The 12111-nt window shown below is 73.1% G+C and carries 12 protein-coding genes; 9 read left to right on the plus strand and 3 right to left on the minus strand.

The window, feature by feature from the left end; genetic code table 11:
• Positions 1 to 84 precede the first annotated feature (84 nt).
• Positions 85 to 2217 carry a S9 family peptidase gene (locus ACY0PA_RS27120; RefSeq protein ID WP_473080217.1) on the minus strand — a complete coding sequence of 711 codons (2133 nt, stop codon included), beginning with the start codon at positions 2215 to 2217 and terminating at the stop codon, positions 85 to 87.
• Positions 2218 to 2391: 174 nt separating this feature from the next.
• Between ACY0PA_RS27120 and ACY0PA_RS27125 the strand changes: the two genes are divergently transcribed.
• The 8 genes from ACY0PA_RS27125 to ACY0PA_RS27160 all read left to right on the plus strand — a co-directional run bounded on the left by ACY0PA_RS27125 (position 2392) and on the right by ACY0PA_RS27160 (position 9691).
• Positions 2392 to 2586, plus strand: coding sequence for a hypothetical protein (locus tag ACY0PA_RS27125; RefSeq protein WP_473080218.1), 195 nt, complete (start codon positions 2392 to 2394; stop codon positions 2584 to 2586).
• 30 nt (positions 2587 to 2616) lie between these two features.
• Positions 2617 to 3510, plus strand: coding sequence for an N-acetyl-1-D-myo-inositol-2-amino-2-deoxy-alpha-D-glucopyranoside deacetylase (gene mshB / locus ACY0PA_RS27130; protein WP_473080219.1), 894 nt, complete (start codon positions 2617 to 2619; stop codon positions 3508 to 3510).
• A complete protein-coding gene (locus tag ACY0PA_RS27135; protein ID WP_473080220.1) occupies positions 3510 to 3989 on the plus strand; it encodes a DUF6113 family protein in 480 nt (159 codons plus the stop codon). Before mshB ends, ACY0PA_RS27135 begins: the two co-directional genes overlap by 1 nt.
• Positions 3990 to 4132: 143 nt before the next feature.
• A complete protein-coding gene (locus tag ACY0PA_RS27140; RefSeq protein ID WP_473080221.1) occupies positions 4133 to 6103 on the plus strand; it encodes a hypothetical protein in 1971 nt (656 codons plus the stop codon).
• Positions 6104 to 6244: 141 nt separating this feature from the next.
• Positions 6245 to 7165, plus strand: coding sequence for an ABC transporter ATP-binding protein (locus ACY0PA_RS27145; protein ID WP_473080222.1), 921 nt, complete (start codon positions 6245 to 6247; stop codon positions 7163 to 7165).
• Complete coding sequence (locus ACY0PA_RS27150; RefSeq protein WP_469987493.1) at positions 7162 to 7902, plus strand: ABC transporter permease; 741 nt, start codon at positions 7162 to 7164, stop codon at positions 7900 to 7902. The genes ACY0PA_RS27145 and ACY0PA_RS27150 overlap by 4 nt, the downstream gene beginning before the upstream one ends.
• Before the next feature lie 35 nt (positions 7903 to 7937).
• Complete coding sequence (locus tag ACY0PA_RS27155; RefSeq protein WP_473086446.1) at positions 7938 to 9080, plus strand: sensor histidine kinase; 1143 nt, start codon at positions 7938 to 7940, stop codon at positions 9078 to 9080.
• Entirely contained in the window at positions 9077 to 9691 is a 615-nt protein-coding gene (locus ACY0PA_RS27160) for a response regulator (protein ID WP_473080223.1), read from the plus strand. The genes ACY0PA_RS27155 and ACY0PA_RS27160 overlap by 4 nt, the downstream gene beginning before the upstream one ends.
• Before the next feature lie 4 nt (positions 9692 to 9695).
• Here the strand turns inward: ACY0PA_RS27160 and ACY0PA_RS27165 are convergent, their stop codons facing one another.
• Together ACY0PA_RS27165 and ACY0PA_RS27170 are read right to left on the minus strand one after the other, a co-directional pair.
• Positions 9696 to 10538, minus strand: coding sequence for a transglutaminase family protein (locus tag ACY0PA_RS27165; RefSeq protein ID WP_473080224.1), 843 nt, complete (start codon positions 10536 to 10538; stop codon positions 9696 to 9698).
• Positions 10539 to 10549: 11 nt separating this feature from the next.
• A complete protein-coding gene (locus ACY0PA_RS27170) occupies positions 10550 to 11629 on the minus strand; it encodes a GNAT family N-acetyltransferase (RefSeq protein WP_473080225.1) in 1080 nt (359 codons plus the stop codon).
• 140 nt (positions 11630 to 11769) lie between these two features.
• Between ACY0PA_RS27170 and fdxA the strand changes: the two genes are divergently transcribed.
• Positions 11770 to 12090 carry a ferredoxin gene (fdxA, locus tag ACY0PA_RS27175; protein ID WP_030573070.1) on the plus strand — a complete coding sequence of 107 codons (321 nt, stop codon included), beginning with the start codon at positions 11770 to 11772 and terminating at the stop codon, positions 12088 to 12090.
• Positions 12091 to 12111: the final 21 nt, after the last annotated feature.

Genomic DNA, 12111 nt, shown 5'->3' on the forward strand with positions numbered 1-12111 from the left:
GCTGAACAGCGTACGGCCGTGCGGGTGCCGTAGACCGGCCGGGGCGCGCCATGTCACCCCGGCCGGTCGCATGTCCGGACCCGGCTAGACGAGGCCGAGCGAGCGCTTCAGGAAGTCCACCTGGAGCAGCAGCAGATTCTCCGCGACCTGCTCCTGCGGCGTCATGTGCGTCACGCCCGACAGCGGCAGCACCTCGTGCGGCCGGCCCGCGGCGAGGAGCGCCGACGAAAGGCGCAGACTGTGCGCCACCACGACGTTGTCGTCGGCCAGGCCGTGCACGATCATCAGCGGCCGGTGCTGCTCCGCCGCCTCGGCCAGACCGTCGTCGGTGACCAGCGAGTTCTTCGCGTACACCTGCGGCGCGGCGTTCGGGTCGCCCAGGTAGCGCTCCGTGTAGTGGGTGTCGTAGAGCCGCCAGTCCGTGACCGGGGCGCCCGCGATGCCCGCGTGGAAGACGTCCGGGCGGCGCAGGACCGCGAGCCCCGCCAGATAGCCGCCGTACGACCAGCCGCGGATCGCCACCCGGTTCAGGTCGAGCGGGAAGGCGTCCGCCAGCGCGTGCAGCGCCGTGATCTGGTCGTCGAGCGTGAGCGTGAGGTCGTCGCGGATCGCCTTCTCCCGGGCGGGGGAGTGGCCGGGGGTGCCGCGGCCGTCCGCAACGACCACCGCGAAGCCCTGGTCGGCGAACCACTGCGACGTCAGATGCGGATTGTGCGCGGCGAGCACCCGCTGCCCGTGCGGGCCGCCGTACGGGTCGAGCAGCACCGGCAGCGGCCCGTCGCCCTGCTCGTACGAGGACGGGAGCAGGACGGCGCACGGGATGCCGGCCGCCTCCGTGAGCGTCAGGCGGGGGCTCAGCGAGGGGCGCTCGGCGTGCGAGGCGACCGTCGCGATCTGCTTGCCGTCCCGCATCACCCGCACCCGCGTGCCCGGCTCGTCGGTGCACGCCGACGCCAGGACGGTCACGCCGCCCGCGCGCACCGCGGAGTGCACGCCCGGCTCGTCCGAGACGCGCTCCACGCCCAGCTCGTTCACCCGGTACACATGCACCTCGCCGGTCTCCCGGACCGCCGCGGTCGAGCCCGCGGACGCCGAGATCAGCACGTCGCTCTCGCCCACGTCCAAGACGGCCCGCACATGCAACTGCGGCCCGGTCAGCGGCCGTTCGCCGACCGCCAGGACCCGCGCCCCGCCCTCGTCCGCGATCCGCACGAGCTGTCCGCTCGGCGACCACGACGGCACACCGGGGAACAGCTCCAGCCACTGCCCGTCCTCGTCCGCGTGCACCATCCGCGTCGAACCGTCACCGACGTTCACCGCGAGATACAGCTCACTGAGCTGGTCACGGGCCTGTACGAGGATCAGCGGCGCTCCGTCGGCCGACCAGTGCACCCGCGCCAGATACGGGTACCTCGCCCGGTCCCACGACACCTCCGTGCGCGCCCCGTCCAGACCCATGACGAAGAGCCGCACTTCCGCGTTGGGCGTGCCCGCCGCCGGGTACGCGTTGCGGGCAGGCACCCGGTCCGGGTGCGCCGGATCCGCGATCCACCAGCGCCGCACCGCCGCGTCGTCCGCCCGGGCCACCAGCAGCCGGTCCGATTCGGGCGACCACCAAAAGCCCCGCGAGCGCCCCATCTCCTCGGCCGCGATGAACTCCGCGAGCCCGTACGTGACGGTCGACGCCTCGTCCTCACCCGGAGCGGCGAGGGCCCGGTCGCCCTCGCCGTCTGCGCCGACGACGCGCAGGGCACCCCCGGACACGTACGCGACATGGCGGCCGTCCGGAGACGGGCGGGGGTCGATCAGCGGGCCATGACGTGCGGGCTCGCGGAGTTCGCGGGTCGTGCCCGCGCGCAGCTCCGCCGTGAACAGCCGGCCGGACAGCGCGAACGCGGCCAGCTCCACGGCCACGTCCGTCGCATAGGCGACGATGCCCGTGGCGCCCTCGCGGCTGCGCTCGCGCCGCGCGCGCTCCTCGTCCGACAGATTCTCCTCGGCACCGCCCAGAAGGGCCCGGGGATCGGCGGCGATCCGCTCCTTGCCGGACGTGACATCCAGGACCCACAGGGCGTTCGCCCGATCGGTACCGGATCCGGACCGCAGGAAGGCGACGCGCTTGCCGTCGGGCGCCACCGTGAACGCCCGTGGTGCGCCGAGCGTGAAGCGCTGGGTGCGGGCGTGCTGGCGCGGAAAGGAGAGAGGCTCGGTGGTCATCCCCCGACCCTATGGGGCCGTGCCGCCGTGCGCCCCCCTTGCTGCCATGCACCGACTCATGCGGCGGGACGGATAGTTATGATCCATAGCGCTGTGTGGGCAAGAACCGGTCGGCTCCCGTGCGGCGTACGGCAGTTGGACTCGGATCACTCGGATCAAGGGAGGTGGACCGCTGTGGCACTCTCGATTTCGGCAGTGGTGCTGTTCGCGATCATCGTCTTCATTCTGATCAGGAAGTCGGGTCTGAAGGCCGGACACGCGATCGTCTGCGTCCTGCTCGGGTTCTACCTCGCCAGCTCCTCCATCGCCCCCACGATCAGCGAGCTCACGACGAACGTCGCGGGCATGATCGGCGAGATCAAGTTCTAGGCCGAGTCATGACGTCCTAGGCTGGGGCGCATGACGGAACTGCCCGACCGGCGTCTGCTCCTCGTGCACGCGCACCCCGACGACGAGTCGATCAACAATGGCGCCACCATGGCCAAGTACGCGGCCGACGGTGCCCACGTCACCCTGGTGACCTGCACCCTCGGCGAGGAGGGCGAGGTCATCCCGGACGTTCTCGCGTACCTCGCCCCGGACCGCGAGGACATCCTCGGCCCGCACCGCATCGGCGAGCTCACCGCCGCCATGAAGGAGCTCGGGGTCACCGACCACCGCTTCCTCGGCGGCCCCGGACGCTTCCGCGACTCCGGGATGATGGGCGCCGAGCAGAACGAGCGGCCCGGCGCCTTCTGGGCCGCCGACCTGGACGAGGCCGCAGCCCATCTCGTCGAGGTGATCCGCGAGGTCCGCCCCCAGGTCCTGGTCACCTACGACCCGGACGGCGGCTACGGCCACCCCGACCACATCAAGGCCCACCGCGTCGCCATGCGCGCCGCCGAGCTCGCGGCCGAGCCCGCGTTCCGCCGGGACCTCGGCGACACCCACACCGTCGCGAAGATCTACTGGAACCGCGTGCCCCGCTCCGTGGCCGAGGAGCGCTTCCGCTGGCTGGCCGGTGTCCTCGGCTCGACCCCGTACGGGACCGCGGCCGGGATCGGCGACGTACCGGGCGTCGTCGACGACGAGCGGGTCACCGCCGAGATCGACGGCAGGGCCTTCGCCGCGGCCAAGTCCGCCGCGATGCGCGCCCACGCCACCCAGGTCGAGATCGCACGCGGCGGCGAACCGGTCTTCGCCCTGTCGAACGGGCTCGCCCAGCCGGTCTTCGACGTGGAGTATTACGAGCTGGCGCGGGGCGAGGCGGGGGCGCCTTACGAGACGGACCTGTTCGCGGGAGTGGTGGCGTGATGAGTGGCGCGGGAAAGTCGGGCAACCCGGCCAAGTCCGGGCGGGCGGCGGCGTCGAGCGGCGCCGCGAAGCCTCCGGCCGGCCCGGCGGTCCAGCCGGTGGGGACCGGCCCCGACGCCGGGCGCATCGCCGTGCTGGTGGGGCTCCTCGTGCTCGGCGCGCTGGTCGGGGTGGCGGGTTCCCTGGTCCAAGGCGGCCTGTTTCCGGGCGGGTTGCTCCTCGCGCTGCTCGGCGCGGCCGGCGCGTTCCTCGGCGGGGCGCTGGCGACGGGCACCCGGGGCGGGGCCGTCGCGCCCGCCGTGGGCTGGGCCGTCACGGTCATCCTGCTCACGTCGACCAGGCCCGAGGGCGACTTCCTCTTCGGCGCGGGAACCGGCTCCTATCTGTTCCTTCTCGGCGGGATGGCCGTCGCTGTGATGTGCGCCACCCTTGGTCTTCCGCGGCAACCACCCCGACCCGCCGCCCGACTTGGGAAGTGACGTACCACTTCGGCCCGTGCCCCGTACGGGTTTCGTCGGCGGTCACCGGATGCGTTCCGGCCGCGGCCAGTATGGTGGTGCGCGCCGCCGGGCAGCCCGCGTGAGGTCGAGACGGGCGGCGGAGCCAACCGGGAGAACCTGCTTTGAGCCGTGAAACTGACAGTTCGTCCTCCGGGCCCCAGGGGCGCGGCGGTGCCGCGTACCCCTCAGGGACGCCTCCGTACGGCACCCCCGCCCAGGGCGCCGGGTCCGGCGACGGTGCGCCCGGCGATGCCGGGCGGCCCGCCGAGGGCCGGCCGGTCCCCGAGGAACGCAAGACGGAGACCACGCTGACGACGCGGATCCGGATCAACATCCCCGGATCGCGCCCCATCCCCCCCGTGGTGATGCGCACGCCCATGAGCGACGTGGACGCGGGACCCGCCGCCCCGGACCCGGCCGCCGCGCCGGCCCCGGCACCCGAGCCCCCCGCTCCCCCTGCTCCCCGGTCCGCTCCTTCGGGTGAGGGCCAGGGCGCACCGGCCGCGGAGGAGAAGACGAGCGACTGGTTCGCGCCGCGCAGGTCGGGCCCGCCCCAGCGGGGCGCCTCCGCCGACGCTCCCGCTCGGGGCAACTCCGGTGCGGTGCCCGGCCCGTCGGGCGGCGCCACCGCGCCGCACGGCCGCCCGCCGCAGTCCGGGAGCTCCGGCGACCCGCACCGCGGTGACCTGCCCTACTTCGCCGGGAACGCCGACGGCACCGGCCCCGGCGTCCCCCCGCGCGGCCCCGCGGGACCGACCACGGGACCCGTCGGCGGCAACAGCCCCATGGCGCGCCCCGGCGGCGACAACCCGATGGCACGCCCCGGCGGACCTGTCGGCGGCCCGCCCGGAGGTCCTGTGGGCGGCCCTATGGGCGGACCCGCAGGCGGCCCTCCCGGCGGTCAGCGGCCGCCGCAGATGAGCGACGACACCGCGATCCTGACGCCGCAGAAGCCCGCGCCCGAGCCGGGCCCGGGCGGCCATGTCTCCGGCGAGACGCTGACCAGCGGCATCCCGGTCGTCCCGGCGGGCCTCGGCGGACCGAACGCGCCGTTCGCGCCCGGCTCGCGCCCCGAAGGCCCGCTGCCGCACACCCCGCCGAAGCTCCCCGACCCGGTCGGCCAGAGCGCCCCGGCCGCGCCCCGCAAGAAGAAGGGCCGCAACAAGCTCGTCCTCGTGGGCGCTGGCGTCGTGGGCCTCGCCGGTGTCGCGTACGGCGCCGGTCTGCTGATGAACCACTCGGACGTGCCCAAGAACACGACCGTGCTCGGCGTCGACATCGGCGGCGGCACCCGTGACGAGGCCGCGGCCAAGCTCGACACCGCGTTCGGCAAGCGCACCACCGACCCGCTCCAGCTGTCGGTCGACGGCAAGTCCGTGCCGCTCAGGCCGGACCAGGCGGGTCTGAGCCTGGACAGCACGGCGACGGTGGCGGCGGCCGCGGGCAGCGACTACAACCCGGTCTCCGTGATCGGCTCGCTGTTCGGCAACGAACGCGTCGTCGAGCCGGTCATGCCCGTGGACGAGGAGAAGCTCCGGGCCGCCCTCGAACGGGCGGCAGGCGACGCCTCCACGGGCGACGGCACGATCAAGTTCGTCCCGGGCAAGGCCATCGCCGTGTACGGAAAGACGGGCAAGGGCATCGACGTCGCCCGTTCCTCCTCGTCCGTCGAGGAGGCGTACCGCGCGCACGTGGAGACGGGCGCCGCGCGGGCCGTGCCGATGGCGACGACGACCCGCAAGCCCACTGTCTCGAACGCCGAGGTCGACCGGATGATGAAGGAGTTCGCCGAGCCCGCCATGTCCGCGAACGTCGTCATCAAGGCGGGCAACGCGCAGATCCCGTTCGGCCCCGCCAAGTCGCTGCCGCAGATCCTCGGCGTCAAGGCGGTCAACGGCAAGCTCGTTGACGTCTACGACCTGCCGGCCCTGAAGAAGCTGTACGGCAACACGTTCGACGGCGTCCTCATCATGCGCGCCACCGGCAAGAAGACGCCGGTGACGCCCACCGATGTGGCCGGCGCGATGCGGCAGGCCCTCAAGGGCAAGACGCCCGCCGAGCGCATCGGGGTCATCGACACGAACCCCGGATAGCCGGTACGCACGCCGTACTCCGGGCGGGTCCCCTCGTGGGGGCCCGCCCGGAGTCGTATCCGCGGACATGACATCTGTCATCCCGGACACCGGCCTCCCGACACTGCCGGGCACCCGCCCCCGCCCGCCACCATGGGTTCCATGACAACGACAGCACAGGCCACCGAGGTGGTCAGCTTCGAGCGGGTGAGCAAGAGCTACGGGGACGTCAGGGCCGTGGACGGGCTCACACTCGAACTGCACCCGGGCGAGACCGTCGCCCTCCTCGGCCCGAACGGCGCCGGCAAGTCCACCACCCTCGACCTCCTCCTCGGCCTGCGCCCGGCGGACACCGGCTCCGTCCGCGTCTTCGGCACCAGCCCCCGGGACGCGATAGTCCAGGGCCGCGTCGGCGCCATGCTGCAGAGCGGCGGCCTGATGGACGAGGTCACCGTGGCCGAGCTCGTCAAGCTCGCCTGCGACCTCCACCCGAGGCCCTACAAGGCGAGCGACGTCCTCTCCCGGGCCGGCATCGCGCAGATCGCCGACCGCAAGGTCAACAAGCTCTCCGGCGGCCAGGAGCAGCGCGTGCGCTTCGCCCTCGCCACCGCCGGAGCCAACGACCTCATCGTGCTCGACGAGCCGACCACCGGCATGGACGTCTCGGCCCGCCAGGCGTTCTGGGCCACCATGCGCGAACAGGCCGACCAGGGCCGCACGGTCCTCTTCGCCACGCACTACCTGGAGGAGGCCGACGCGATCGCCGACCGCGTCCTCGTCCTGCACCGCGGCCGTCTCCTCGCCGACGGCACCGCCGCCGAGATCAAGGCCAAGGCCGGCGCCCGCAAGGTCGCCTTCGACCTGGAGGGCGACATCGACGAACCGGCCCTGCGCGCCCTGCCGTTCCTCACCACCCTCGACGTGTCGGGCCGCACCGTCCGCCTCCAGTCGAGCGACGCCGACGCCACCGTGCACGCCCTGTACGGACTCGGCGTCTACCCGCGCAACCTGGAGGTCGCGGGCCTCGGCCTGGAGCAGGCCTTCCTAGCCATCACCACGGCCGAGGAGGCCAGGACGTCATGAACAGCCTGATCAAGCTCGAGATCACCCGGGCACTGCGCAACAAGAAGTTCCTGTTCTTCTCCGTCGTCTACCCGTCGGTCCTGTTCCTGCTCATCGCGGGCAGCTCCGACAGCTCGACCATGGTCGACGGCACCGGCCTGAACCTCGCCGCGTTCATGATGGTGTCGATGGCGTCCTTCGGCGCCCTGACCGCCGTCCTCATGGGCAACAGCGAGCGCATCGCCAAGGAGCGCGAGAGCGGCTGGGTGCGCCAGCTGCGCCTGACGACGCTCCCTGGGCGCGGCTACGTCCTCGCCAAGACGGCCGGCGCCGCAGTGGTCAGCCTGCCGTCCATCGTCGTCGTCTTCGTCGTCGCCGCCGTCACCAAGGGCGTACGTCTCGACGCCTGGCAGTGGCTCGCGCTCGTCGTCGCGATCTGGGCCGGCAGCCTCTGCTTCGCCGCGCTCGGCGTCGCCATCGGCTACCTCGCGACCGGCGACGCCGTCCGCCCCATCACGATGATCGTCTACTTCGGCCTGTCGATCCTGGGCGGCCTCTGGTTCCCCTCCACAGGCTTCCCGCAGTGGCTCAGCGACATCGCGTCCTGGCTGCCCACACACGCGTACGCTGCCCTTGGCCAGGCCATCGAGCTGGGCAACGCCCCGCACGCCAAGGACGTCACGCTGATCGTCGCCTACTTCCTGGTCTTCGCCGGCGGCGCGGCCTGGCTGTACCGGAAGGACACCCTGAAGGCGTGAACGCCAAGACGCCGGACGAGATCAGGCTCACCGGCATGGGGCAGTCGCCCCGCAACCGCCGTGAGGCCCTGCGCAAGCTGCTGTGGATCGGCATCTGGCTGGTCTTCATGGCGGATCCGATCGACGACCTCGTCAACGGCGGCCACACGGCCTGGGCCACCGCGCTCGGCTGGTTCGGCCTGGTCGCCTTCGTCGGCGTCTACCTGGCCCTCGTCTTCCGCCACACCGCCCGCGCCATGGGCCTGGGGCGGCTGGCCGCGATCCTCGGGGCGCTCGCCGCGGTCGCCGTCGTCATGTCCCTCACGCTCGGCGCCCCCTGGCTCGTCCTGTTCGTGTACGTCTCCGTGTCGTGCGGGGCGGTGCTGCCCATGCGGTACGCCCGCTGGTCGATCGTCGCGGTCACGGCCGCGATGGTCCTCCTCGGGGTCCCGCTCGGCCGCGGCTGGGACCTCGGCCTCGTCGTGCCCGCCCTCCTCGGCGGCTTCGCGATGACGGGCGTACGGCAACTCGTGCGCACGACCGTCGAACTGCGCAGGGCGCGCGCCACCGTCGCCCAGCTCGCGGCCAACGAGGAGCGCCTGCGCCTCGCCCGCGACCTGCACGACCTCCTCGGCCACTCGCTCTCCCTGATCACGCTCAAGAGCGAGCTCGCCGGCCGCATGCTTCCCGACCAGCCCGAGAAGGCGGCCCAGCAGGTCGCCGACATCGAGCAGGTCAGCCGCCAGGCACTCGTCGACGTACGGGAGGCCGTCTCCGGCTACCGCCGCGCCCGCCTCGGCACCGAACTGGCCGGAGCGCGCGCCGCGCTGGCCGCCGCCGGCATCGAGGCCGACGTCCCCGCGGACTCGCCCGACGACCTGCCCGCCGAACAGGAGGCCGCCCTCGCCTGGACCCTGCGCGAGGCCGTCACCAACGCCGTACGGCACAGCGGCGCCCACCGCTGCACGGTCGGCATCGCCCTCCGCCAGACCCTCGGCGGCCCCGTCATGGAGCTGACGGTGGAGGACGACGGGGGCGGTGCCGCGGCGGGCGGCAGCGGCATACCCGGCAACGGCCTGACGGGCCTGCGCGAACGCGTCGAGGGCGTCGGCGGCACTCTGGACGCAGGGCCCGGGCGGGACCGCGGGTTCCTGCTGGTGGCCCGGGTGCCGGTGGGCTCCGTAGGATCCGGCGCATGAGCGCTCAGATCAAGGTCCTGCTCGCGGAGGACCAGTCGATGGTGCGGGAGGCCCTCGCGGCGCTCCTCGGCCTCGAACCCGACATCGAGGTCGTCGCCCAGGTGGCGCGCGGCGACGAGGTCCTCGATGCGGCCCGCGCCCACGGCCCCGACGTGGCGCTCCTGGACATCGAGATGCCCGGCATGACCGGCATCGAGGCCGCCGCCCAGCTCAGCGAGCATCTGCCCGCCCTCAAGGTCGTCGTCCTCACCACGTTCGGCCGCCCCGGCTATCTCCGTACGGCGATGGAGTCCGGCGCCCACGCGTTCCTCGTCAAGGACGCCCCCGCGGCCCAACTCGCGGACGCCGTACGCAAAGTGCTCGCCGGTGAGCGCGTCATCGACCCCACTCTCGCAGCCGCCGCGCTCGCCGAGGGCGCCAACCCACTGACCGACCGCGAACGCGAGATCCTGCGCGCGGCGGCCGACGGCTCGACCAACGCCGAGCTGGCGGCGGCCCTGCACCTGTCCCAGGGCACGGTCCGCAACTACCTCTCGACGGCCATCCAGAAGCTCGCCGTGCGCAACAGGGCGGAGGCGGTACGGATCGCCCGCGAGAAGGGGTGGCTGTAGCCGGTCAGTTCAGCATCGCCCGGGCCGCCCGCGCCTGCGCGCGTACGGTCTCGGCCGCCGGGGCGTCCACGGCGCCCACCACATCCGCGTACGCGTCCAGCTCCGCCGCCCCCGCGAGGAAGTCCCCGCTGCGGACGAGGAGTTGGGCCCGCTCGTAGCGCAGCCGGGCCGGGTGCGCGGGCAGCAGCAGCGACAGCTCGACCGCCCACATCGCCACGTCCGAACGCTCCGGCCGCGCCGCCGCCCACGCGCGGATGTTGTTCAGGATCCGCAGCACGACGTCCAGCGGATCGGCCGGCTGCAGCATCGACGTGTTCAGCGGCGCCCCCGTCGCACCGGCCACGAGCAGCTCCGCATCCGCCCCGGTCAGCACCTGGCCCCCGTCGAACGGATCGGCGAGCACCTGATCCTGCGCGGGTCCGAACCCGACCACGAAGTGCCCCGGCAGCGCCACCCCGTACACCGGCGCCCCGGCCCGCCGCGCGACCTCCATCCACACCACCGACAACAGGATCGGCAGCCCCCGCCTGCGCCGCACCACCTCATGCAGGAGCGAGGACTCCAGCCGCTCGTAGTCGCCCGGCGTGCCACGGAAACCACAGCGGGTGCCCAGCAGCTCGGCCAGCGCCGTCGCCCACGCCCGCGGTCCGCCGGGACGGAACGGCACCTGCCCGGCGAGCCGGTCGAGGTCCATCTGGACCGCGTCCATCCCGGCCTCGTCGAGCGAGCCGTCCGCCTCGGCGGCCACCAGCAGGCACAGCTGCGACAGATCGGGCCGCTCCGCCCGCGACTCCTCGGCGAACCGCCGGCGCAGCTCCTCGGAGCGGGGTGAGATGTGGGGGGACATACGTGCCTCGCTCAGTGTCCGGCCGAATCCGGGTCCCGGTCCGGTTCCGGGGCGCGATAGTGGTGGTACGCGTGGTGCGCGGCGAAGCCGAGCCGCTCGTACAGCGCCCGGGCCCCTTCATTGTCCGCCTCCACCTGGAGCCAGGCCGCCGAGGCGCCCTCCTCAAGGGCGCGGCGCGCGAGCGCCGTCATCACGGCCGACGCCAGGCCCTCGCGCCGCCGCGACGGAGCCACCTCGACCGCCGCGAAACCGGCCCACCGCCCGTCCACGACGCACCGCCCGATCGCGTCGGGCTCCCCGCCGTCTCCCGGCACGGTCGCGAACCACACCGAAGGCCCGGTGGTCAGCACTTTCAGGGCCACCTCGCTCGCGCCCTTGCGCTGATACCGGCCGAGCCATGCCTCGTCCGGCTCCCGCGTCAGCCCTACCCGGTCGCCGAGGTCCACGCCGTCCGCGACCGGCGCGAGAGCGCCGACCCAGATCTCCGCGGTCACCTCCCGCACCCACCCCCGCGCCTCCAGCTCCGCGCACAGCAGCTCCTGCGTGCCCTCGGCGCCGGTCGCGGTCTGGATGTACGCGGGCAGCCCGCGCCGCTCGTACCAGGCACGGACGCGCGTGAGCGCCTCGTCGAGGGGGAGCCCCGGATCGCCCAGCGGCAGCACCGAGTTGGCGCGCCGCGTGAAGCCCACCCGTCGCCCGACCGCCGCCCCCCTGGGACGCGCTTCGAGCGGCCCCATCTGCACCGCGGCCCGCAGCTCCCAGCTGCCGAGCCGCTCGCTCTCCACCGGTTGCCACGCGCGCGCGGCAACCCGCACCAGCTCCTCGTACGACGCGGCGGGCCCGTGGCGCCGGGCGGGCGCGGCCGGCACGACCTTGCCCGCGACCAGCGACGATTCCGGAATGCGGACCTGCTCTCCGTCCCGTTTTGTGATGAGCAGCACACCGGCGTTCCACGATGTGAGAACTCCGACCGTGTCGGTGAACTTCGCACCCGGCGAGCCGACCTCGGTCAGCTGCCGCACAGAGACGCGTTTTCCCACGTCAGAGGCTGTCAAGCGAAGCTCGAGCCGTCCGCCCGCAGTGAATTCCACAGCTCGGTCCACCCCTCCTGTTCGGATCATGCCCAGGAACGGAGATACTAGGTGCGGGCATCGACGACGCCGCGCTCCCGCGCGCCACGCGGACGAGCCGCAGATCGGCCCGCCGCGCCCTACCGAGGAGGAACGACAGCGTGACCTACGTCATCGCGCAGCCTTGTGTCGACGTGAAGGACAAGGCGTGCATCGAGGAGTGCCCGGTCGACTGCATCTACGAGGGCTCCCGGTCCTTGTACATCCACCCGGACGAATGCGTCGACTGTGGAGCCTGTGAGCCGGTCTGCCCGGTCGAGGCGATCTTCTACGAGGACGACACTCCCGAAGAGTGGAAGGACTACTACAAGGCGAACGTCGAGTTCTTCGACGAGCTCGGTTCGCCCGGCGGCGCCAGCAAGCTCGGCCTGATCGAGCGCGACCACGCCTTCATCGCCGCGCTTCCGCCGCAGAACCAGTAAGCGGCCGCATATCGCACCGCC

The sequence above is a fragment of the Streptomyces sp. DS1-CR2 genome, from assembly GCF_055760475.1.

Bases quoted from the DNA above. Each gene is read 5' to 3' on its own strand.
- ACY0PA_RS27160 (WP_473080223.1), top strand. From the start codon at position 9,077: ATGAGCGCTCAGATCAAGGTCCTGCTCGCGGAGGACCAGTCGATGGTG.
- ACY0PA_RS27145 (WP_473080222.1), top strand. From the start codon at position 6,245: ATGACAACGACAGCACAGGCCACCGAGGTGGTCAGCTTCGAGCGGGTG.
- ACY0PA_RS27155 (WP_473086446.1), top strand. From the start codon at position 7,938: ATGGGGCAGTCGCCCCGCAACCGCCGTGAGGCCCTGCGCAAGCTGCTG.
- ACY0PA_RS27135 (WP_473080220.1), top strand. From the start codon at position 3,510: ATGAGTGGCGCGGGAAAGTCGGGCAACCCGGCCAAGTCCGGGCGGGCG.
- ACY0PA_RS27150 (WP_469987493.1), top strand. From the start codon at position 7,162: ATGAACAGCCTGATCAAGCTCGAGATCACCCGGGCACTGCGCAACAAG.
- ACY0PA_RS27165 (WP_473080224.1), bottom strand. From the start codon at position 10,538: ATGTCCCCCCACATCTCACCCCGCTCCGAGGAGCTGCGCCGGCGGTTC.
- ACY0PA_RS27120 (WP_473080217.1), bottom strand. From the start codon at position 2,217: ATGACCACCGAGCCTCTCTCCTTTCCGCGCCAGCACGCCCGCACCCAG.
- mshB (WP_473080219.1), top strand. From the start codon at position 2,617: ATGACGGAACTGCCCGACCGGCGTCTGCTCCTCGTGCACGCGCACCCC.